Below are 19,505 nucleotides of genomic sequence, written 5' to 3' on the forward strand. Positions count from 1 at the left end.
AGGGACTTACTCATGACCGTGGGTCGAAGGCGTCACGCAACGCCTCGCCGATAAAGACCAGCAGCGACAGGATCAGCGCCAAGGTGAAAAACGCCGTCAGGCCCAGCCACGGCGCTTGCAGGTTCTGCTTGCCCTGGGCGATCAGTTCGCCCAGCGACGCGCTGCCCGCCGGCATGCCGAAGCCGAGGAAGTCCAGGGCGCTCAAGGTGGAAATCGCCCCGGTCAAAATAAACGGCAGGTAGCTCAAAGTGGCGGTCATCGCATTGGGCAGGATATGCCGGCTGATGATCTTGCCATCGCCCAGGCCCAGCGCCCGTGCGGCTTTGACGTACTCCAGGTTGCGCCCGCGCAGGAACTCGGCGCGCACCACATCCACCAGGGCCAGCCAGGAAAACAGCGCCATGATCCCCAGCAGCCACCAGAAATTCGGTTCGACAAAGCCCGACAGGATGATCAGCAGGTACAGCACCGGCAAACCGGACCACACCTCAAGCACGCGCTGGCCGATCAAATCCACCCAGCCGCCGTAGTAACCCTGCAAGGCCCCGGCGGCAATGCCGATGGCCGCGCTGATGGCCGTGAGCGCCAAGGCAAACAGGATCGACACCCGCGCACCGAAGATCACCCGCGCCAGCACATCGCGGGACTGGTCGTCGGTGCCCAGCCAGTTCACCGCCGACGGCGGGCTGGGGGCAGGGCGGGTCAATTCGTAGTTGGGCGTGTCATCGCTGAACGGAATCGGCGGGAACAGCATCCAGCCGCCGTCCTGCTTGATCAGCTTTTGCACGTAGTCACTGCGGTAGTCGGCCTGGAACGGCAACTGGCCGCCGAACTGCTGTTCGGTGTAACGCTTGAACACCGGGAAATACAGCTCGTTCTTGTAGCTGAGCGCCAGGGGCTTGTCGTTGGCGATCAGCTCACCGCCGAGGGTCAGGATAAACAGGCCGATAAACAGCCACAGCGACCACCAGCCACGGCGGTTTTTCTTGAAACGCTCGAAGCGTCGGCGCGCCACGGGGGACAGATTAAGCATCAGGCGTTCCTCGCGGCGAAGTCGATACGCGGGTCCACCAAGGTGTAGCAGAGGTCACCGATGAGTTTTATCAGCAGGCCGAACAGGGTGAAGATAAACAGCGAGCCGAACACCACCGGGTAATCCCGTGAAACGGCCGCTTCATAGCTCATGCGACCGAGACCATCCAGGGAGAAAATCACCTCGATCAGCAACGAGCCGGCGAAAAACACGCTGATAAACGCCTGGGGAATCCCCGAGATCACCAGCAACATGGCATTGCGGAACACGTGGCCGTACAGCACGCGTCGTTCGCTCAAGCCTTTGGCCCGTGCAGTCACCACGTATTGGCGGGTGATTTCATTAAGGAACGAATTTTTGGTGAGAATGGTCAGGGTCGCAAAGCCGCCGATCACCAAAGACGTCACCGGCAACACCAGGTGCCAGAAGTAGTCGGCAATCTTGCCCACAGTGCTCAGTTGTTCGAAGTTTTCCGAGACCAGTCCGCGCACCGGGAACCAGTTCAGTGAGGTGCCGCCGGCGAACACCACGATGAGGAACATCGCAAACAGAAACGCCGGCATCGCATAGCCGATCACGATGGCGGTGCTGCTCCACACATCAAAGCTGCTGCCATGGCGCACCGCCTTGCGAATCCCGAGGGGGATCGACACCAGGTAGGTGATCAGCGTTGCCCACAGACCCAGCGAGATCGTCACCGGCATCTTTTCCAGAATCAGGTCAATCACCGTCGAGCCGCGAAAGAAGCTATTGCCGAAGTCCAGCTGGGCATAGCTCTTGAGCATCAGCCACAGGCGCTCCGGTGCGGACTTGTCGAAGCCGTACTGTTTTTTGATGTCCTCGATCAGCTTCGGGTCCAGGCCCCGGCTGGACCGCGAGCCGCTGCTGATGCCTTCGCCGGCTGAACCGCCGACGCCACCGCCGCCAATCCCCTGCAAATGGGCGATGGCCTGCTCAACCGGGCCGCCGGGCGCGGCCTGCACAATCACGAAATTCACCAGCAGGATGATCACCAGCGTCGGGATAATCAGCAGCAGGCGCCGCACGATATAGGCAAACATCAGCGCGCTCCTCCGCGTTTTTTCAGTTCGGCGTTCATCTGTTCAGTGGTCAGTGGCGTGGGGCTGATTTCCCACCAGGTTTCCAGGGCTTCGTCGTTCTTGGCCTCGATGGCCGGGCGACCGAAACGGTTCCACCACGCTGCGGAGGTGCCGGGCGGGTAGTAATTGGGAATCCACAGGTAATTCCATTGCAGCACTCGGTCCAGGGCATGGGCGTAGGTGAGCATCTGCGCCTGGGTGTTGGCCTTGACCAGGCCCTTGATCAAGGCGTCGACTGCAGGGTCCTTGAGCACCATGTAGTTGTTCGCGCCCGAATCGAAAGCGGCGCTGGAACCAAAGTAGTTGTACAGCTCCATGCCCGGGGAGGTAGTGACGGGGAACCCGGTGACGATCATGTCGTAATCGCGCGACATCAGCCGGTTCACGTATTGCGATGAGTCGATGCGACGGATATTCAGGGTAATACCAATCTGCGCCAGGTTGCGCTTATACGGCAGCAACAGACGCTCCAGACCGGCTTGGGCATTGAGGAAGGTGAACTCCAGCGGTTCGCCTTCGGCGTTTACCAGCTTGTCGCCGGCGGGTTTCCAGCCGGCTTCCTCAAGCAGGGCCAGGGCTTGCAGCTGCTTGTCGCGGATCATGCCGCTGCCATCGGTGACCGGAGCCTTGAACACCTGGGTAAACACCTCATCAGGGATCTGCCCGCGCAGGGGTTCGAGAATCGCCAGTTCTTCCTGGGTCGGCAGTTGGGTCGCCGCCAACGGGCTGTTGGAGAAGAAGCTCTGCTGACGGATGTACAGGTTGCGCATCATCTGCCGGTTGGCCCATTCGAAATCCCATAGCATTGCCAGGGCCTTGCGCACACGGCGGTCCTTGAAGATCGGCTTCTGCACGTTGAAGACATAGCCTTGGGCCGGTTGCGGCATGTCCTTGGCCAGGTGGGCGCGTTGCAGACGGCCGTCATCCAGCGCGGGACCGTTGTAGCCGATGGAGTAGCCGGTCGCGGAAAATTCGCGATTGAAGTCATACGCGCCGCCACGTAGCACTTGGCGGGCCACTTCGGTGTCGCCGAAGTATTCCAGGCTCAAGTGATCGAAGTTGTACAGGCCACGGCTGACGGGCAAATCCTTGCCCCACCAATTCGGGTCGCGGGTAAAGGTGATGGTATTGCCGGAGTCGATTTTGCTGACCTTGTACGGGCCGCTGCCCAGCGGGGCTTCGTAGCCACCGCCGTTGGCGAAGTCGCGAGTCTTCCACCAATGCTCGGGGAACACCGGCAGGGTGGCGATATCCAGGGGCAAGGTGCGGTTTTCATTGCTGGAAAAGTCGAAGCGTACCTGACGCTCACCTTCCACTTCGACGTGCTTGACGTCGGCGAACAGCGTGCGAAAGCGCAGGCTGCCCTGGGTCATCAATAAATCGAAGCTATAGCGTACGTCTTCGGCGGTGATGGGTTTGCCATCGGCAAAGCGCGCCTTGGGATTGAGGTAGAAGCGCAGGGACAGGCCGTCTTCGGCGCGCTCCATCTTTTCGGCGACCAGTCCGTAGACCGTATAGGGCTCGTCCAGGGAACGCAGGGCGAGGGGCGCGTAGAGCCAGCCGTCAACCTGTGACACGCCGATGCCTTTGTCGATATACGGCAACACGTGGTCGAAGCGCCCGATTTCAATGGCCGAGCGCCGCAGGCTGCCACCCTTGGGCGCGTTGGGGTTGGCGTAGTCGAAATGGGTAAAGCCGGCAGGGTACTTGGCCGGTTCGCCGTACACCGTCAGCGACGGTTGCGGCGCCGCGATCACGGCGGTGCTGGCCAGCAGCAGGGCGAGGGTGGAACGAAATAGAGTCGAAAAGGCCAATCGCATTATCAGTCTTGAGCGCCGGAAGAACAGGAATAGGGATTTGTACGCTAACGGCATCAGCGTCGCCAGTCATCACATGCACAACGGCCCACCAAAAGGCGGGCCGTTGTTTATTGCATCAGCGCGGACTGGATCAGTCCTGGCGGCTGGTGACTTCCAGCAGGTGGTAGCCGAACTGGGTTTTCACCGGGCCTTGCACGGTGTTGACCGGGGCGCTGAATACCACGGTGTCGAATTCTTTAACCATTTGGCCTGGACCGAACGAACCCAGGTCGCCGCCTTGACGGCTGGACGGGCAGCTGGAGTTGGCTTTGGCGATTTCTGCGAAATCGGCGCCGCCTTCAATTTGGGCCTTGAGTTCGTTGCACTTGTCTTCAGTGGAAACGAGGATGTGACGGGCGGTGGCTTTGGCCATGGGGAGTAACTCCTTGAGTAAAAAGGGTGAGCCTACCGGATTCAGGCGGTTATTTCCTGGCAAAGTTCCCGGTATTTGATCGGTTGGGTTCAGGGCAGCACGATATAGTCGTTGCGCTGCAGGATTGCCCGGTGCGGCGCCTGGACGAGGTGCAGGTAGCGCCCATCCACCAGGTCGATGGGCAGGCAGTCGTCGATATCCAGCACACCATCGGTATGGGCCTGGGACCAATGCCCGCGCATCTGCTGCTTGCCCATGCCCATGGCTTGCTGTTTGTTGCGCGCGACCACCAGCAGGTAGTGATGGGCTTCGCCAAAGGTGTTCGCTTCATAACCGCCCAGGTTGATGAAGTACAGGTGATGCGCGTCCGCCTGGGGTGCCAGATGGCTGAGTTCGACCTTCCAGCCGTCGACGCCATCCACGGCCATCCACGAGTCGATATGCACGCCCTTGGGGCTGCCAAACCAACCGTCACGCAATTGCGGATAAGTGGCCTCCAGCGTATCCGCAGCGGCGAACACCACATCGTGCACTTCAATTTTCGCCCTGGGGTGCTTGCCCCCGAGCATCACGACAAACAGCATTGCGGGTCTTTCCTCGCGACTTGGCAAAGGCCAACCATACTGCGATTGAACGCTTTTGTCCGACCAATGCCACACTGTTAATCCGCGAACTCATCAGGAGGTTGTCATGCGTACCATTGATCTGGCGGGTGTTCCCGTCCCTGTCATCGGCCAGGGCACCTGGCGCATGGGCGAAAACCCGCACCAGCACCGCGCCGAAGTCGCGGCGTTGCAACTGGGAATCGACGAGGGCATGACCCTGATCGACACCGCTGAAATGTATGGCGATGGCCGCGCCGAGACGGTGGTCGGCGAAGCCATTCGTGGCAAACGTGACCAGGTGTTCATCGTGAGCAAGGTGTACCCGCACAATGCCAGCCACAAGGGCGTCCCGCGTGCCTGCGAAGCCAGCCTCCAGCGGCTGGGTACTGACTACATCGATCTTTACCTGCTGCACTGGCGTGGCCAATACCCGCTTGAAGAAACCGTTGAAGCGTTTGAGCGTCTGCGCGAAGCCGGCAAGATCGGTCGTTGGGGCGTCTCCAATTTCGACGTGGCAGACCTGCAGGAGCTTGCGTCCCCTGCCTGCGCAACCAACCAGGTGCTCTACAACATCGAAGAGCGCGGCATCGAATTCGATCTCCTACCCTGGTGGCAGCAACATTACCTGCCGTTGATGGCGTACTGCCCGATAGCGCAGGGCGGTGAGTTGTTGTCCAGTGCGACCCTCAAGCAGATCGCCCATCGCCATGAGGTCACACCGGCCCAGGTCGCCCTGGCCTGGGTGTTGCGCCAAGAGGGTGTGATCGCTATTCCCAAGGCTGTTTCGCCGGAGCACGTGCGACTGAACGCAGCCGCCGCCAACCTGCTGCTCGACGAGCATGACCTCGACGCCATCGACCGTGTGTTCGGCGCGCCCAAGCGCAAGCACTCGTTGGCGATGGTTTAGCCTACTCGCAGAAACGGCGCCATCCGTGGCGGCCGTTTCTGCGCGGGCCCGAGTTAACCGGCTACCGGGCTGCGCCAGTCATCCGACCCAGACGTGCCGGACACTTCGTGTGTCCACACGATCTTGCGATAGGTGAAGTACACGTCCTCCAGATGTGTGAAGTGGGCATTGTCCGGGTCTTGGCAGTTGGGCATGCGCGACTGGATGTCTACAAGGGTGGCGCCCTCCAGCTCAATGGTGAAGTAGTGTTCCTGGGTGCCGGCCGAGGACGTGCGAAACCATTCCAGCCGGCACTTGACCTCTTCACCGCTGGTCAATGCGCTGAACAGCAGTGGTGAGGACTTATCGAACACCTTGCTGACCATCAGCGGCTTGTGCACCCGCTGGCCCGTTGGCTGACCCGACTGTGGGTCGCGGGGAATGATTACCTGATGGGAAAACGCCTGCACCAGAATCTGGTCCTCATGGCCTTCCTGAAAAATATTCCCTACCGAGTCCTGGGTAAATGTGCCTGCCGTGATTAAACCTTGTTTTACACCGGTGATAGAGAGATACGCGGGTGTTGGCATGACTGGTTTCCTTGCCTGATTAAAAAGTAATTCCAATCGGCAACTGCGCCGACTGGTCAAATGCCTACAACAAGAACTGTGCCGGAAAATGCGCAAGCTAATAAAAACAAAGGGATGTGATCGCAGTTTGCTGGATGTTGGGAGTTGTGGGCAGATTTTAGTGGTTTTATAAGAATTTAGTTGCGCATAAGTGCGCATTTGTTTGCTCATGTCTCAATGCGCTGGATATTGAGTCTCTTGAGTAGGTTGGGCAGTTTATCCTGTTTTTACTGCGCAAAAACCTGCGCATGCCCTGTTTTAATTGGGTTGTAGGATGTTTCTTAAGTTTGGTTCCGATGCTTGATGATTGGGCTTAGCATGGCTAATGTTTTTGAACTTTGTAGCAGGTTTACAAAGTTTGGATGGCATTCTGATGCGACTGCTTAGTTCGCTTGGTCTGTCGATAATGTATCGATCAGTCGCATACGGTTTCAAATGGACTATTCAGAAAAGCGTTGCGCTTATTACCGTGAACTTGCCCAGTTACCCTGTTCTCCAACAAGTTTTGCGGGCAGCGATATGCGCTTTTCGGCTGAATACGAAGCGCTGGAAGCCGAACTGGGAAAGGGGCAGTCCATACATGGCGCCGGCCAACCGGATTGGCAGAAGATCCAGGAGACCAGCGAGTACCTGTTGCGCGAGCACTCCAAGGATCTGCGGGTGGCCGTCTGGCTGACCTGGGCGTTGCACCAGCGCGAATCCTTTACCGGGCTCCTGGCAGGCCTCGGTTTGCTGCGCCAGCTGTGTGAGCATCACTGGTCGGCGGTGTATCCGAAAAAACTGCGTACCCGTGGCGCTGCGTTCGGCTGGTTGGTTTTGCGCCTAGAAACACTGGCGGCGCAAAGCCTGTCTCTTCAGGGCCAGCAACCTGTATTCCGAGCTTTACTTGAGCAGTTGGCGCGCCTTGATGAGCTGTGGGCTGAGCATCTGACGGATGACGCGCCGTTGCTGCTGCCGATTCGCCGGCAATGGGACCAGCTGTTGGCTCGCGCCGCGCAAGGCCAAACGCCTGCCGTAGGGTTGGGCAGTGTGATTGCCCAAGTCAAACAGGCTGCGACTGAACGGCTTAAAGCCGAACCGACGGTAAACAACGAAAAAGACGCGCATAAATGTCTGCGCGCGTTACAGGAACAGGCCCGTCCATTGTGTACCTGGTGGTTACGCCAGAGCGCCACCGACCTGCGTGCCTTGCGCTTGAACCGGACACTGGCATGGCTGGCTCTCGTCAGCTATCCGGACGCCGACAGTGAGCGGCTCACTGCGCTGCGTGGTCCTGCGCCCGACAAACTCAAGCGTTATCACGAGCGCTTTGCCCAAGGCCATCATGCCGACCTGATCCTTGAACTTGAGGCCAGTTTCTCAAGCGCGATGTTCTGGTTCGACGGCGTGCGCATGCTCTGGCAATGCCTTGAAGCCCAGCAGGCTGGCCTGGCCATGACCGAGCTGGAAGTGAGCTTCGCCCTGTTGCTGCAACGCTTGCCCGATCTGCCGGACTTTCGCTTTTTCGATGGCGCGCCCTTTGCCGACGCCATGACCCGCGACTGGATCGCCCTGCACGTTTCTCCTCACCTGCAATCCCCGGAGGCCTCCGGCGTGGTGGTTGACGGTGAGCCATGGGAGCTCGCCTTGCAGAACGTGGTGCCCCGGTTGCGCAAGGATGGGCTCAAGGCTGCGGTACAGGAACTCAAGCAGGGCTTGCATGCCGCCCGCGGAGACCGCGCCCGATTTCATTGGCGTCTGGCTCAGGCCCGGGTGTGCATACAGGCGGGCAAACATGAGCTGGCGAAGATTCAGCTGGAACACCTGGATCTCGAACTCCAGCGCACGGGCCTGGAGCGCTGGGAGCCGGAGCTGGCCCTTCAGGTGACCCAACTTTTGTACCGCTGTTGCGACCTGATGCCCCAAGACCACGCCGTGCGCGAGCGCAAGGAAGACACCCATCGCAGGCTGTGCCTCTTCGATCTCGAAGCGGTACTTGAATAGGCTTTCGAGCCATCCATAAAAGGAGAAATACCGTGGCCAAAGAAGGTTCGGTAGCACCCAAGGAACGCATCAATATCACCTTCAAACCCGCTATCGGTGGTGCGCAGGAAGAGGTCGAACTTCCATTGAAACTGTTGGTGCTGGGGGACTTCACCCAGCGTGAGGACGTGCGAAAGCTTGAAGATCGCAAGCCTATCGCCATCGACAAGAACACCCTTGACGAGGTGCTGGCCAAGCAGGCGCTGAGCCTGACCCTGAATGTGCCCAATCGCCTCCAGGCCGACCCCGACGTCGAAGAGTTGGCGATTCAGGTACGCATCAATTCGATGAAGGATTTCAACCCCGCGAGCCTGGTGGAACAGATTCCCGAGCTGCACAAGCTCATGGCGCTGCGTGAAGCGTTGATGGCGCTCAAAGGGCCGCTGGGCAACACACCGAGCTTTCGCAAGGCCATCGAGCAGGCGCTGGCCGATGACGGGGCCCGCGCGCGGGTGCTGGCTGAGCTGGGGTTGAGCGACCACACCGTCTGAGCATTTTCAGTAAAAGGACACTGACACCATGACCACACAGCAAAAAACGTTGCCTGTACCCACCGCTGACGAGTCCAGCATTCTCGATCACATCATTGCTCAAACGTTGCTGAGTGCTGACGACGAGGCTTACGCCATTGCCAAACGTGGCGTCTCGGCATTTATCGAAGAGCTGATCAAGCCGCAGAACAGCGCAGAACCGGTCAAGAAGCGCCTGGTCGACCGGATGATTGCTGAAATTGACGAGAAACTCAGCCAGCAAATGGATGAAATTCTTCACCATCCGCAGTTCCAGGCCCTGGAGTCATCCTGGAAGGGCCTTCAGTTGTTGGTCGACCGCACCAACTTCCGGGAAAACATCAAGATCGAACTGCTCAACGTTTCGCGCCAGGACCTGCTGGATGACTTCGAAGACTCGCCTGAGGTGACCCAGTCCGGGCTCTACAAACATATCTACAGCGCTGAGTACGGTCAGTTCGGCGGCCAGCCTGTGGGCGCAATCATTGCCAACTATTTTCTGTCTCCCAGCGCCCCCGATGTGAAGCTGATGCAATACGCCTCCAGCGTGGCATGCATGGCCCATGCGCCTTTTATCGCGTCCGCCGGGCCAGGCTTCTTCGGCTTGGAAAGCTTCACCGGCCTGCCTGACCTGAAGGATCTCAAGGACCACTTCGAAGGCCCGCAGTTTGCCAAATGGCAGAGCTTGCGCCAGAGCGAAGATGCGCGCTATCTCGGGCTGACCGTGCCGCGTTTCCTGCTGCGCACGCCGTACGATCCCCTGGAGTGCCCGGTCAAGACGTTTGCGTATCGGGAAAACGTGGTGAACAGTCACGAGCACTACCTATGGGGCAATACCGCCTACGCCTTTGCCACGCGCCTGACCGACAGCTTCGCGCGGTTCCGCTGGTGCCCGAACATCATCGGCCCGCAAAGCGGTGGTGCAGTGGAAGACTTGCCCTTGCATCACTTTCACAGCATGGGCGAGATCGAAACCAAGATCCCCACCGAAGTACTGGTGTCCGACCGTCGTGAATACGAACTGGCGCAGGAAGGCTTCATTGCCCTGACGATGCGCAAGGGCAGCGACAATGCCGCGTTCTTCTCCGCCAGCTCCGTGCAGATGCCCAAGAGTTTCGGCATCAGCGCCGAGGGCAAGGAAGCCGAACTGAATTACCGCCTGGGCACGCAGCTGCCCTACATGATGGTGGTCAACCGTCTGGCCCATTACCTCAAGGTCCTGCAACGGGAGCAGTTGGGTTCGTGGAAGGAGCGCACCGATCTGGAGCTGGAGCTCAACAAGTGGATTCGCCAATACGTTGCCGACCAGGAAAACCCCAGCGCAGAAGTGCGTGGGCGACGGCCATTACGCGCCGCGCGCATCGTTGTCAGTGACGTCGAGGGCGAGCCGGGTTGGTATCGCGTCAACCTGAGTGTGCGACCGCATTTCAAATACATGGGGGCTGACTTCACGCTGTCCCTGGTTGGCAAGCTCGATAAAGAATGAGCAGGGGCCAAGGGATGACCCGCAACAGAAGCCTTTTCGAGCGACTTGAACAGCCTGCGGCTGACCCGGCAAACGGTGTGACATCCGTTGCGGCTCACTTGGGGAAAATGCTCAGCATCCGTGCCGGCAGCGTACAGACACTGCCGGATTACGGCATGCCGGACCTCAATGATATGCACCGCAGCCTGCATGAGTCGTTGAGCCAGTCGCGCGTGTTGATCGAGCGATTTATCCGGGCCTACGAGCCACGCTTGAAGCAGGTACGCGTGAGGGCACTGCCGCGTGGTCATGATCCTCTGGCCTTGGCATTCGCCATCGACGCCACGTTATGCATAGCCGGTGAGACGCAGCCTGTGGCGTTCACCGCGCACCTGCGTGACGCCGGGCAGGTAGAGGTGTTGCCTGATGTCCTTTAACCAGTATTACCAAAGTGAACTCAGTGCGTTGCGTCAGTTGGGCCGGCGCTTCTCTGAACGTAATCCTGCGCTTGCCCCGTTCCTTGGCGAGGCTGGTCAGGACCCCGATGTGGAGCGCCTGCTGGAAGGCTTTGCCTTTCTCACGGGTCGCCTGCGCCAGAAGCTGGATGACGAGTTACCTGAACTGACTCACTCTTTGATGCACCTGCTGTGGCCCAACTACATGCGGCCGACACCGGCGTTCAGCATCTTGCAGTTTGACCCGTTGAAGCAGGTTGGGCCGGGTGTGATGGTCCCACGGGACACCCCCGTGGAAAGCTCGGCGATTAACGGCGAGCGCTGCCGTTTTCGGACCTGCTACGCCACCCGGGTCCTGCCACTGCAACTGAGTGCACTGGATTACAGCCCCCAAGGCGAGCGGGCACTGTTGAGCCTGCGTCTGGAGATGAGTGCCGAGGGCAATTTCAGTGAGTGGTCGTTCGATCATGTGCGCCTGCATCTGGCGGGAGACCGTTATGTCAGTCAGGGGTTGTACCTGAGTCTGTTGCGCCACGTTGACGGGATCGAGTTGCAGCCATTCGGCTGCGATGGCCTGGTAATCAAGGGGGCGGATGGCCAGGCTTTGTGCCTGCGAGTTGGCGCCGATCAGGTGAAGCCGGTGGGGTTCTGCGAGCTGCATGCGCTGATTCCCTACCCGCAGAACACCTTTCGCGGATACCGTCACCTTCAGGAATATTTCGCTTTCCCGGAAAAATACCTGTTCGTCGATGTGCAAGGGCTGGATGTGCTGCAGCAGTTGCCCCAGGACGTACTCAAGCAAATCCGCGGAGTGAAGCTGTGCTTCGGGTTACATACCCAGAGCCAGGCTACGCAGTGCCCTACGCTGGACAACGTGAAGCTGTACTGCACGCCCATCGTCAACCTGTTCCAGCATGATGCGGTGCCGATTCGCCTTGAGGGCAAGCAGGACGAATACCTGCTGATTCCCGGCGAGTATGCGCGCGCTAACGCCAGCGTGTTTTCCGTAGACAAGGTCACGGGCTGGCGCCCTGGCGGCTTGGGGTATGCGGCTTACGTACCGTTTGAATCCTTCGAGCATGACAGTGATACGGACGCATCGGCAGCGCCCAACAGCTACAGCATTCGCCAACGCGAGTCGACACAGCACGCGGGACTCGATACCTGGCTGGGCCTGGGCAACGGCCATGGGCATGCACAGGAAACACTGTCGATCGAGCTGACCTGTACCAATCACAACCTGCCTCGGCAACTGCTGGCCGGTGAGATCAACCAACCCTGTGAGCAGACACCGGAGGGGTTGTCATTTCGCAATATCAGCGTGCCGACCGCGAGTTATGCGCCGCCCCTGGATCAGGACTTTCTCTGGCGCCTTATCAGCAACATGTCACTCAACTATCTGTCACTGAGCGATATCAAGGCGCTGAAGGTGATCCTCGAAACCTATGACCTGCCGCGTTATCACGATCGACAGGCACGCAAGGTCAGCCAGATCAGGTTAGGTGCGTTGCAGTCCATCAGCCATACCGCCGTCGACCGCTTGCACCGTGGAATGCCCTATCGGGGATTGCGGATCGACCTGACCGTTGATCCACACGGTTTCCTGGGGCCGGGCGAAGTGTTTGTGTTCGCGTCGGTGCTCAACGAGTTCTTCGCGCTTTACGCCAGCCTCAATGCCTTCCATGAACTACGCGTCATCAGCACACAAGGAGATGTGTACCTATGGCCACCCAGGATGGGCCAGCAGCCCCTGCTTTGACCGAACTGTCCCGTGTCATTCGCGAGTATTCGCTGTATCAGGCGATTTTGCAGGTGATCAAACGTCTGCGTGATGCCCATCCGTTGCTGGATGACAACGCGCTGTATGACCGGTTGGAGTTTCAGGCCAACCCAGGTCTTGGTTTCCCCGGTCACGATATTGATCGGCTGGAGTTTTTTGTCGAGCGCGATCAGTTGCACGCGCGTCTTCGCCTGAACGTGCTGGGGTTATGCGGTGCGGGCTCTCCATTGCCCGCGTTCTATGGCGAGCAGGCATTTGCCGAAGGGGTAGGCGGTACGACTACGCGAGATTTCCTGGACCTTTTTCATCACCGCCTGCAACGACTGATGCTGCCGATCTGGCGTAAATACCGCTATCGAGCGCGGTTTCAGACGGGAGCCAGCGACGCCTTTTCCGAGCAGATGTTTGCCCTGGTGGGGTTGGGGAGCAGGCACATCCGTGATGCGACGCAGTTGGACTGCAAACGGTTGCTGCCTTACCTGGGGCTGCTGAGCCTGCGGGCTCATTCGGCGGCCCTGATCGAGACAGTCCTGCGTTACTACTTCAAGCACAGCAGCGTGTACATCGAGCAGTGGGTTGAGCGCACGGTTGGCATTGCTCTAGAGCAGCAAAACCGGCTGGGTGGTGCCAACAGTTTGCTGGGGTTGGACCAGGTATTGGGGTGCCGGGTCGCCGACCGCAGCAGCAAGTTCAGGGTGCATGTAAAGAGCCTGGACTGGCGGCGTTTTCATGGGTTTTTGCCCAATGGTCCGGAGTATCCCCAACTGTGCTCGTTGGTGCGATTGACCGCACGAGACCCACTGGAATATGACCTGCGCCTGGTGTTGGCCAGGGACGAGATCAGGCCACTGCACCTCGGCGAACACAACGTCTGTCGGCTGGGTTGGACCAGTTGGCTGGCACATGAGTGCGCTGACGGTGTGGTCATTGTGGCCAGCAATGCTCAATAGGGACTGATGATTATGATGAATGTAGACCTGCAACAACTTATCCGGACGCTGAGCCCCGGGGTTCGTCGAGACCTGGAACGCTCGGCCGAGCGTTGCGTTACCCGGGGCGGACGGGAGGTGCTGGTAGAAGACTTGCTGCTGGCCCTGCTGGAGCATAGCGGTGGGCTTCTGGAACGGGCATTGGCCGATGCCGGGGTTGAAGTCGGCGAGCTGGAAGCCGCCCTGCAACCCAAATGCGAGACGAGCGCGTCGCGTAATCCGGTGTTTGCCCTGGCGCTTGTGCAATGGCTGCAACAGGCGTTGCTGGTTGCGCATTTGGAACTGCGTCAGACCGAAGTGGACCATGGCGCCCTGTTACTGGCGCTGTTGCGCCACCCACTGCAGCATGCGGGCAGTGGCTATCAGGCGTTGTTGAGCCGTTTGGACGCACAGCGCGTCCGCGATGTTGCGTTGAGCCAGGTACCCGAGATCAGGCCGGTGACCAGCGGCGAGTCATTGCTGGAACGTTTTACCCATGACCTGACGCGCCAGGCAGGCGAAGGGCGTATCGATCCGGTGCTGTGTCGCGATGCTGAGATTCGCCAGTTGATCGACATCCTTATGCGCCGGCGCAAGAACAATCCGATCCTTGTCGGTGAGGCGGGGGTGGGCAAGACCGCCGTGGTCGAAGGCCTCGCCTTGCGCATTGCCAACTCACAGGTGCCTGACCCGCTCAAGGATGTGCGGGTGCTGACCCTGGACATGGGCCTGTTGCAAGCAGGTGCCAGTATCAAAGGTGAATTCGAACGGCGCCTCAAGGGCGTGATCGATGAGGTCAACGCCTCTGCGAAGCCGGTGATTCTGTTTATCGACGAGGCACATACCCTGGTGGGTGCCGGTGCGCAGGCGGGTGCCGGCGATGCGGCCAACCTGCTCAAACCGGCGCTGGCGCGGGGCGAGTTGCGGACCATCGCGGCCACCACGTGGTCGGAATACAAGAAGTATTTCGAGAAGGACCCGGCGTTGGCCCGACGTTTCCAACCAGTGCTGGTTGGCGAGCCCAGTGTGGAGCAGGCGATCTCGATCCTGCGCGGGCTGGTTCCGGCGTATGAGACCAGTCACGGCGTGTACATCCGCGACGATGCTGTCGTCGCAGCCGCGCAGATGAGCGCCCGCTACCTCGCCGGTCGGCAACTGCCCGACAAGGCCGTGGATGTGCTGGATACCGCCTGCGCACGTGCGCGAATCAGCCAGGTAACAGCGCCCGAGGCATTGGAGCGCCTGAGTACCCAACAGGCTGAAGGCTCGCGCCAGCGCGAGGCGCTGAGTCGAGACAGGGACGCCGGGCTCCCCGTGGATGAGCAGGCCATGCACGCATTGAGCCTTCGACTGGCGGCTATCGAGAGCGAGCGTCAGCCGTTGGAACAGCGCTGGCATGAACAGCGAACTCAGGCGGAACCGGTGCGTGTGTGCCCGCGGATGGTGGCGCAGGTCATCAGCGCCTGGACGGGTATTCCGCTTGAACAGCTGTCCCTTGAACACAGCGCAGCGGTCCTCGGTTTTGCCGATGCGCTGCGTTCACGCATTCTCGGCCAGGAACCTGCTGTACAGGCGCTGGATCGCAACCTGCGCGCGGTGGCGGCAGGGCTGAACAAGGCCGATGCTCCGGTCGGCGTGTTTCTGCTGGTGGGCCCGAGTGGTGTGGGCAAGACCGAAACCGCCTTGGCTCTGGGGGATTTGCTGTATGGCGGCGAGCGTTTTGTTACCACGCTAAATATGTCGGAGTTTCAGGAAAAGCACGCCTTGTCACGGCTGATTGGCGCACCACCCGGTTATATCGGGTACGGCGAGGGCGGGGTGTTGACCGAGGCTGTGCGCCAGCGACCTTATTCGGTGGTGCTCCTCGACGAAGTCGAAAAGGCCGACCCGGAGGTGTTGAATCTGTTCTATCAGATCTTCGACAAGGGGCTGGCCAATGATGGTGAAGGACGGGAAATCGATTTTCGCAACACGCTGATCCTGATGACCTCCAACCTGGCCAGCGAGTGCATCGTCGACTTATGCGCAGGCGGCCAACGGCCTGACGCTCAAGTGCTGCAAGACGCAATCCGCCCCGTGCTGCGCGACTATTTCAAGCCAGCACTGCTCGCCCGGATGCGTGTCGTGCCTTATTACCCGGTCGCGGGTGATGTATTGCATGACCTGGCAAGGCTCAAGCTCGACCAGTTGGGGCGAAGATTGCAGTCGCGCAAGCTGGTATTCAGCTACGCAACTGAACTGCTTGCTCATATGGCCGAGCGTTGCTCCCATAGCGACAGCGGGGCACGGTATATCGACCAATGGATCGAGCTCCACCTGTTGCCACAGATGGTCGATCGACTGCTGGAGGCGATGACCATCGGTGAGTCTCTGTCGAGGGTTCATGCACGCCTGGATGGTGACGGGCAGCCGGTATGCGAGTTCAGCCGATGATGAACAGTGCATTCGCCCAATTACCCCAGCCACTGGCCTATGCCGATGCGTTGCTGGCCTGGATCACCCGGATGGGGATCGACAGTGATGAGAGTACGTTGCCGGACCTGTGCGTCGCGGCGGCTGCGCAACTGAGTCAATGTGAACTCAGCCAGTTGTATTGGCGCGATGAGGCGACGGGTCGACTCGACCTGATTGCCCAGCATTTGCCTGGAGCACTATCCCCGTGTAATCAGGCTTGCGGACCTGACTTCCAGCAAGAGCAGTTGTTGGACTATGTCCTCAGCCAGTGCCGTCCACTGAGCCTGGAAGATCTGCCTGGTAGCGTGTACCAAAGCGGGTTTTTGCCGGCAGTGGCAATGCCCTGGCGGTCGTTGTGCTGCGTACCGTTGTTCGGTCGGCGCAAAACCGTTGCCGGCGTGTTGCTGTGCGCCAGCCAGCACCCGGTGTCCTTGCAGGAATATGCCTCTTCGTTGGGCCAGTTGGGCAGCTTCGCCTTGAGCCAGCTTGCCTTGTTGCGGCGTATGCGCCCCGCGCCCGGCGGCGCCCAGGTTTGCATGCCGATACCGCGTACGGTGTATGGGCTGATCGGCAAGAGCGCGGCCATGGATGAAACCTGCCGCTTGATCGGCAAGGTACTGAACACACCCTATACCGTGCTCCTGCGCGGCGAGACGGGCACCGGCAAGGAGGTGGTGGCGCGGGCCATCCATGGGGCAGGGCCGCGCAAAAACAAAGCCTTTGTGGTGCAAAACTGTGCCGCCTTTCCCGAAGGCCTGCTGGAAAGTGAGTTGTTCGGCTACCGCAAAGGCGCCTTCACTGGCGCTGAGCGCAACCACGCCGGGCTATTCGATACGGCGGACGGAGGCACGTTGCTCCTTGATGAAATCGGCGACATGCCGCTGTCGCTGCAGGCCAAGCTGCTGCGGGTTTTGCAGGAAGGAGAAATCCGTCCGTTGGGCGCCAGCGCTGCGCATAAGGTCGATGTGCGCATTATCGCGGCGACCCACCGTGACCTTGCGGCGATGGTGGCCGAAGGCAGTTTTCGCCAGGACCTGTATTACCGGTTGGCGCAATTCCCTATCGAGCTTCCGGCTTTGCGTGAACGGGAGGGCGACGTGTTGCTGTTGGCGCGACATTTCGCGCATATCGCCTGTACCGCGCTGGGCCGTACTGCGGTGGAGTGGTCCAGCGCAGCCCTGGACCAACTGTCGAGTCACGCCTTCCCAGGCAATGTCCGCGAACTTAAATGCCTGGTGGAGCGCGCTGTATTGCTTTGTGACGACAGCGTGATCTTGCCGGTACATCTATCTCTCGCGCCAGTGCCTGAGGCTACGGCGGCGGATGCAACGTTGCGCCAGCGGCTGGAGCGAGTTGAACGGGTGTTCCTGATCGATTGCCTGCGCAAAAACCGTGGCAATCGAACCCGTACCGCTCACGAACTGGGGGTTGCACGTCGCACGCTGCTCTATCGCCTTGCACGCCTGAACATCCCCTGTGGCGCCGCCCAAGGAGAGTGCTGAATGCAGAATATGTGGGTTTTTTGCGCCGTCGCCGGCCTTACTTTTCGTGGAGATACCTGATGCCTGTTCGTCCATGGCAAGCCCTGGCGCTTGCACTGTGTTTACTGGGCGGCTGTAACGCCAATTACGTTTTTGATGATGCCGACTACCGTCCGCTGGGTGATCCCCATGCGCTCCGTCGCGGCCATTGAACTGGGGAACCCTGCCATGCAGTTAGTGTTAGAGGTGTGCAATACCACGGACGGTGAACCGCCTGCCGGCAAGGTTTTTGACGGCGTCGGTGGCGTGATCGGCCGTGGCTCGGGTTGTGACTGGGTCATCCCCGACCCCAGCCGTTTGCTCTCCAGTCAACATGGTTTGGTCAGTTACCGAGGCGGCCAGTACTTTCTCACCGATATCAGTAGCAACGGGATTGGTGTGTCGGGAAGTACCGAGCGTTTGCTGAAGGGCCAGGCTCGCCTGATCAACGAAGGTGATGTCTATCAGGTCGGCTCGATGGATATTCGCGCACGCTTGACGGGGCAGGGCTCGACGCGGGACCGGCGAGCGTTTGCCAGCACTGACCCGATTCCTGACGATGCCTTCCTCGGGCTGGACCCGTTGGTGTTGGAGCACGAACCCTCGGACAGCACGTCGTCCGAAGAACCAGACACCTGGCGATCTGCGGCGCAGGCGCCGGGCGGCACGTTTTCTCACGGCGCGGTAGAGCGCGATCATATGATCGTGCCGAGATGGGCCGAGCCCGGCACACGCGAGGCCTGTACTCAACCCGCTGCGGTGGCTGCGCCAGCAACGGAAGTCTTCTGGGCGCAATTCGGTGAAGCGCTGGGCATGGATCTGGATGCGCTCGACACGGCGGGTCGCGAGGCCATGGCCATCAAGGTGGCGGGGCTGTGCAGGCAATCTATCGAAGGCTTGCAGCAGAGCCTGCGAACCCGCGATGAACTCAACAGTGAATTGAATCTGGACTGGGCCACGTCGCCGCTCAAAGGCCCCAATCCCCTGAAGGATTGCCCCGATATACAGGCCACCTTGGCGTCGCTTTTGAGCAGCGCCGAGGTAGGCCAGCGTTCGGCCGAATTGGCGGTTGCCGAGGTATGCCGGGAGATCCAAATCCATCAACTCGCCTTGGTTGTGGCCTGCCGCGCCGCCATGCGGGGCGCGCTGGCAGCTTTTGCACCCGACCATCTGCGGCTGTGCTTCGAACGCCAAGGTAAGCCGCGCAGGTTCTCTACCGACGGTGCTCATTGGCGGGCTTACCAACTTCATCATCGCCGGCTGATCGATGAGGCCGCCTCAGGCGAACATCTGTTGCGCAACGATTTTTCCAACGCCTACAAAGAGCAGGTGCGCCTTGTCTCCACGTTGCTTACGGCTTGCTCAGGATGATGGTCATGTATCGAATCCCTTTTGTGTCAATGCTTGTCGTTCTGGGGCTGTTGGCCGGTTGCGCCGGCGTCTCACCCATTTCCACCTTGACCAAGCTGGATCTGACGTTGGCAGCCAGCGAATCCGTCAACCCGGATCTGCACGGTCGTCCGTCGCCAGTGGTTGTGCACCTGATTGAGCTACGGCATCCGGTGGCGTTCGAAAATGCTGATTTCTTCAGTCTCTATAGTCGCGCCGAGCAGTCATTACCCAAGGACTGGGTCAATGGCGAAGAGCTGGAGCTGCGCCCTGGTGAACAGCTGGCGCTCAAGCTCAGTGTCGAACCACACAGTCGTTATATCGGCGTTTTGGCTGCCTATCGAAATCTGCCCCACGTGCAGTGGCGGTTTGTGCTTCCCGTGACCCGGCAACGGCTGACACGGGCGGACCTGATTCTTGACGAGTCGGGTATCCGAACCAGCAGAAGGGAAGATTGA

18 protein-coding genes are annotated in these 19,505 nt (G+C 59.8%); 12 read left to right on the top strand and 6 right to left on the bottom strand.

Annotated features, from left to right (window positions below):
• Nucleotides 1-10 precede the first annotated feature (10 nt).
• The 5 genes from NDJ82_RS06230 to NDJ82_RS06250 all read right to left on the bottom strand — a co-directional run bounded on the left by NDJ82_RS06230 (nucleotide 11) and on the right by NDJ82_RS06250 (nucleotide 4,949).
• Nucleotides 11-1,033: an ABC transporter permease gene (locus tag NDJ82_RS06230; protein WP_160385023.1), complete on the bottom strand. Its 1,023-nt coding sequence runs from the start codon at nucleotides 1,031-1,033 to the stop codon at nucleotides 11-13.
• The gene (locus NDJ82_RS06235) at nucleotides 1,033-2,094 is read right to left on the bottom strand and encodes a microcin C ABC transporter permease YejB (protein ID WP_250925109.1); all 1,062 of its coding nucleotides are present in this window, start codon (nucleotides 2,092-2,094) and stop codon (nucleotides 1,033-1,035) included. The genes NDJ82_RS06230 and NDJ82_RS06235 overlap by 1 nt, the downstream gene beginning before the upstream one ends.
• Nucleotides 2,094-3,953 carry an extracellular solute-binding protein gene (locus tag NDJ82_RS06240; protein WP_191958954.1) on the bottom strand — a complete coding sequence of 620 codons (1,860 nt, stop codon included), beginning with the start codon at nucleotides 3,951-3,953 and terminating at the stop codon, nucleotides 2,094-2,096. Before NDJ82_RS06240 ends, NDJ82_RS06235 begins: the two co-directional genes overlap by 1 nt.
• Before the next feature lie 130 nt (nucleotides 3,954-4,083).
• A complete protein-coding gene (locus tag NDJ82_RS06245) occupies nucleotides 4,084-4,365 on the bottom strand; it encodes a peptidylprolyl isomerase (RefSeq protein WP_005788801.1) in 282 nt (93 codons plus the stop codon).
• An 89-nt stretch (nucleotides 4,366-4,454) separates the two neighbouring features.
• Entirely contained in the window at nucleotides 4,455-4,949 is a 495-nt protein-coding gene (locus tag NDJ82_RS06250) for a DUF1543 domain-containing protein (RefSeq protein ID WP_099583205.1), read from the bottom strand.
• Between the two features lie 106 nt (nucleotides 4,950-5,055).
• Here NDJ82_RS06250 and NDJ82_RS06255 point away from each other — a divergent pair, with 106 nt between their 5' ends.
• Nucleotides 5,056-5,877: an aldo/keto reductase gene (locus tag NDJ82_RS06255; RefSeq protein ID WP_250925110.1), complete on the top strand. Its 822-nt coding sequence runs from the start codon at nucleotides 5,056-5,058 to the stop codon at nucleotides 5,875-5,877.
• Between the two features lie 53 nt (nucleotides 5,878-5,930).
• Here NDJ82_RS06255 and NDJ82_RS06260 read toward each other — a convergent pair whose 3' ends face one another.
• Nucleotides 5,931-6,446 (bottom strand): Hcp family type VI secretion system effector, encoded by a 516-nt coding sequence (locus tag NDJ82_RS06260; RefSeq protein WP_099583207.1) that lies wholly within the window; start codon nucleotides 6,444-6,446, stop codon nucleotides 5,931-5,933.
• 474 nt (nucleotides 6,447-6,920) lie between these two features.
• On the opposite strand from NDJ82_RS06260, the gene tssA reads away from it, so the two are divergent.
• From tssA to tssJ, 11 genes are read left to right on the top strand one after another with little or no spacing between them, the layout of a single operon-like run.
• Nucleotides 6,921-8,468, top strand: coding sequence for a type VI secretion system protein TssA (gene tssA / locus NDJ82_RS06265; protein WP_250925111.1), 1,548 nt, complete (start codon nucleotides 6,921-6,923; stop codon nucleotides 8,466-8,468).
• Nucleotides 8,469-8,500: 32 nt separating this feature from the next.
• On the top strand, nucleotides 8,501-8,998 hold the full coding sequence (gene tssB, locus NDJ82_RS06270; protein ID WP_112195675.1) for a type VI secretion system contractile sheath small subunit: 498 nt from the start codon (nucleotides 8,501-8,503) through the stop codon (nucleotides 8,996-8,998).
• A gap of 28 nt (nucleotides 8,999-9,026) precedes the next feature.
• A complete protein-coding gene (gene tssC / locus NDJ82_RS06275; protein WP_250925112.1) occupies nucleotides 9,027-10,502 on the top strand; it encodes a type VI secretion system contractile sheath large subunit in 1,476 nt (491 codons plus the stop codon).
• A 14-nt stretch (nucleotides 10,503-10,516) separates the two neighbouring features.
• Nucleotides 10,517-10,918, top strand: coding sequence for a type VI secretion system baseplate subunit TssE (gene tssE, locus NDJ82_RS06280; RefSeq protein ID WP_158877675.1), 402 nt, complete (start codon nucleotides 10,517-10,519; stop codon nucleotides 10,916-10,918).
• Nucleotides 10,908-12,695, top strand: coding sequence for a type VI secretion system baseplate subunit TssF (gene tssF / locus NDJ82_RS06285; RefSeq protein ID WP_250925113.1), 1,788 nt, complete (start codon nucleotides 10,908-10,910; stop codon nucleotides 12,693-12,695). The genes tssE and tssF overlap by 11 nt, the downstream gene beginning before the upstream one ends.
• Nucleotides 12,659-13,666, top strand: coding sequence for a type VI secretion system baseplate subunit TssG (gene tssG / locus NDJ82_RS06290; RefSeq protein WP_250925114.1), 1,008 nt, complete (start codon nucleotides 12,659-12,661; stop codon nucleotides 13,664-13,666). Before tssF ends, tssG begins: the two co-directional genes overlap by 37 nt.
• A gap of 12 nt (nucleotides 13,667-13,678) precedes the next feature.
• Nucleotides 13,679-16,117, top strand: a complete 2,439-nt coding sequence (locus NDJ82_RS06295) for an AAA family ATPase (protein ID WP_250925115.1) — start codon at nucleotides 13,679-13,681, stop codon at nucleotides 16,115-16,117.
• Complete coding sequence (locus NDJ82_RS06300; RefSeq protein ID WP_250925116.1) at nucleotides 16,114-17,640, top strand: sigma-54 interaction domain-containing protein; 1,527 nt, start codon at nucleotides 16,114-16,116, stop codon at nucleotides 17,638-17,640. The genes NDJ82_RS06295 and NDJ82_RS06300 overlap by 4 nt, the downstream gene beginning before the upstream one ends.
• A 59-nt stretch (nucleotides 17,641-17,699) precedes the next feature.
• Nucleotides 17,700-17,831, top strand: a complete 132-nt coding sequence (locus NDJ82_RS06305; protein ID WP_099583216.1) for a type VI secretion protein — start codon at nucleotides 17,700-17,702, stop codon at nucleotides 17,829-17,831.
• A 16-nt stretch (nucleotides 17,832-17,847) separates the two neighbouring features.
• The gene (gene tagH, locus NDJ82_RS06310; RefSeq protein ID WP_250925243.1) at nucleotides 17,848-19,029 is read left to right on the top strand and encodes a type VI secretion system-associated FHA domain protein TagH; all 1,182 of its coding nucleotides are present in this window, start codon (nucleotides 17,848-17,850) and stop codon (nucleotides 19,027-19,029) included.
• 5 nt (nucleotides 19,030-19,034) lie between these two features.
• A complete protein-coding gene (tssJ, locus tag NDJ82_RS06315; protein WP_099583217.1) occupies nucleotides 19,035-19,505 on the top strand; it encodes a type VI secretion system lipoprotein TssJ in 471 nt (156 codons plus the stop codon).

This window comes from Pseudomonas sp. SR18 (assembly GCF_023701505.1).
In the GTDB taxonomy this organism is placed as follows: Bacteria; Pseudomonadota; Gammaproteobacteria; order Pseudomonadales; family Pseudomonadaceae; genus Aquipseudomonas; species Aquipseudomonas cyclaminis.

Bases quoted from the DNA above. Each gene is read 5' to 3' on its own strand.
- NDJ82_RS06230 (WP_160385023.1), bottom strand. From the start codon at position 1,033: ATGCTTAATCTGTCCCCCGTGGCGCGCCGACGCTTCGAGCGTTTCAAG.
- NDJ82_RS06235 (WP_250925109.1), bottom strand. From the start codon at position 2,094: ATGTTTGCCTATATCGTGCGGCGCCTGCTGCTGATTATCCCGACGCTG.
- NDJ82_RS06240 (WP_191958954.1), bottom strand. From the start codon at position 3,953: ATGCGATTGGCCTTTTCGACTCTATTTCGTTCCACCCTCGCCCTGCTG.
- NDJ82_RS06245 (WP_005788801.1), bottom strand. From the start codon at position 4,365: ATGGCCAAAGCCACCGCCCGTCACATCCTCGTTTCCACTGAAGACAAG.
- NDJ82_RS06250 (WP_099583205.1), bottom strand. From the start codon at position 4,949: ATGCTGTTTGTCGTGATGCTCGGGGGCAAGCACCCCAGGGCGAAAATT.
- NDJ82_RS06255 (WP_250925110.1), top strand. From the start codon at position 5,056: ATGCGTACCATTGATCTGGCGGGTGTTCCCGTCCCTGTCATCGGCCAG.
- NDJ82_RS06260 (WP_099583207.1), bottom strand. From the start codon at position 6,446: ATGCCAACACCCGCGTATCTCTCTATCACCGGTGTAAAACAAGGTTTA.
- tssA (WP_250925111.1), top strand. From the start codon at position 6,921: ATGGACTATTCAGAAAAGCGTTGCGCTTATTACCGTGAACTTGCCCAG.
- tssC (WP_250925112.1), top strand. From the start codon at position 9,027: ATGACCACACAGCAAAAAACGTTGCCTGTACCCACCGCTGACGAGTCC.
- tssE (WP_158877675.1), top strand. From the start codon at position 10,517: ATGACCCGCAACAGAAGCCTTTTCGAGCGACTTGAACAGCCTGCGGCT.
- tssF (WP_250925113.1), top strand. From the start codon at position 10,908: ATGTCCTTTAACCAGTATTACCAAAGTGAACTCAGTGCGTTGCGTCAG.
- tssG (WP_250925114.1), top strand. From the start codon at position 12,659: ATGGCCACCCAGGATGGGCCAGCAGCCCCTGCTTTGACCGAACTGTCC.
- NDJ82_RS06295 (WP_250925115.1), top strand. From the start codon at position 13,679: ATGATGAATGTAGACCTGCAACAACTTATCCGGACGCTGAGCCCCGGG.
- NDJ82_RS06300 (WP_250925116.1), top strand. From the start codon at position 16,114: ATGATGAACAGTGCATTCGCCCAATTACCCCAGCCACTGGCCTATGCC.
- NDJ82_RS06305 (WP_099583216.1), top strand. From the start codon at position 17,700: ATGCCTGTTCGTCCATGGCAAGCCCTGGCGCTTGCACTGTGTTTACTG.
- tagH (WP_250925243.1), top strand. From the start codon at position 17,848: ATGCAGTTAGTGTTAGAGGTGTGCAATACCACGGACGGTGAACCGCCT.
- tssJ (WP_099583217.1), top strand. From the start codon at position 19,035: ATGTATCGAATCCCTTTTGTGTCAATGCTTGTCGTTCTGGGGCTGTTG.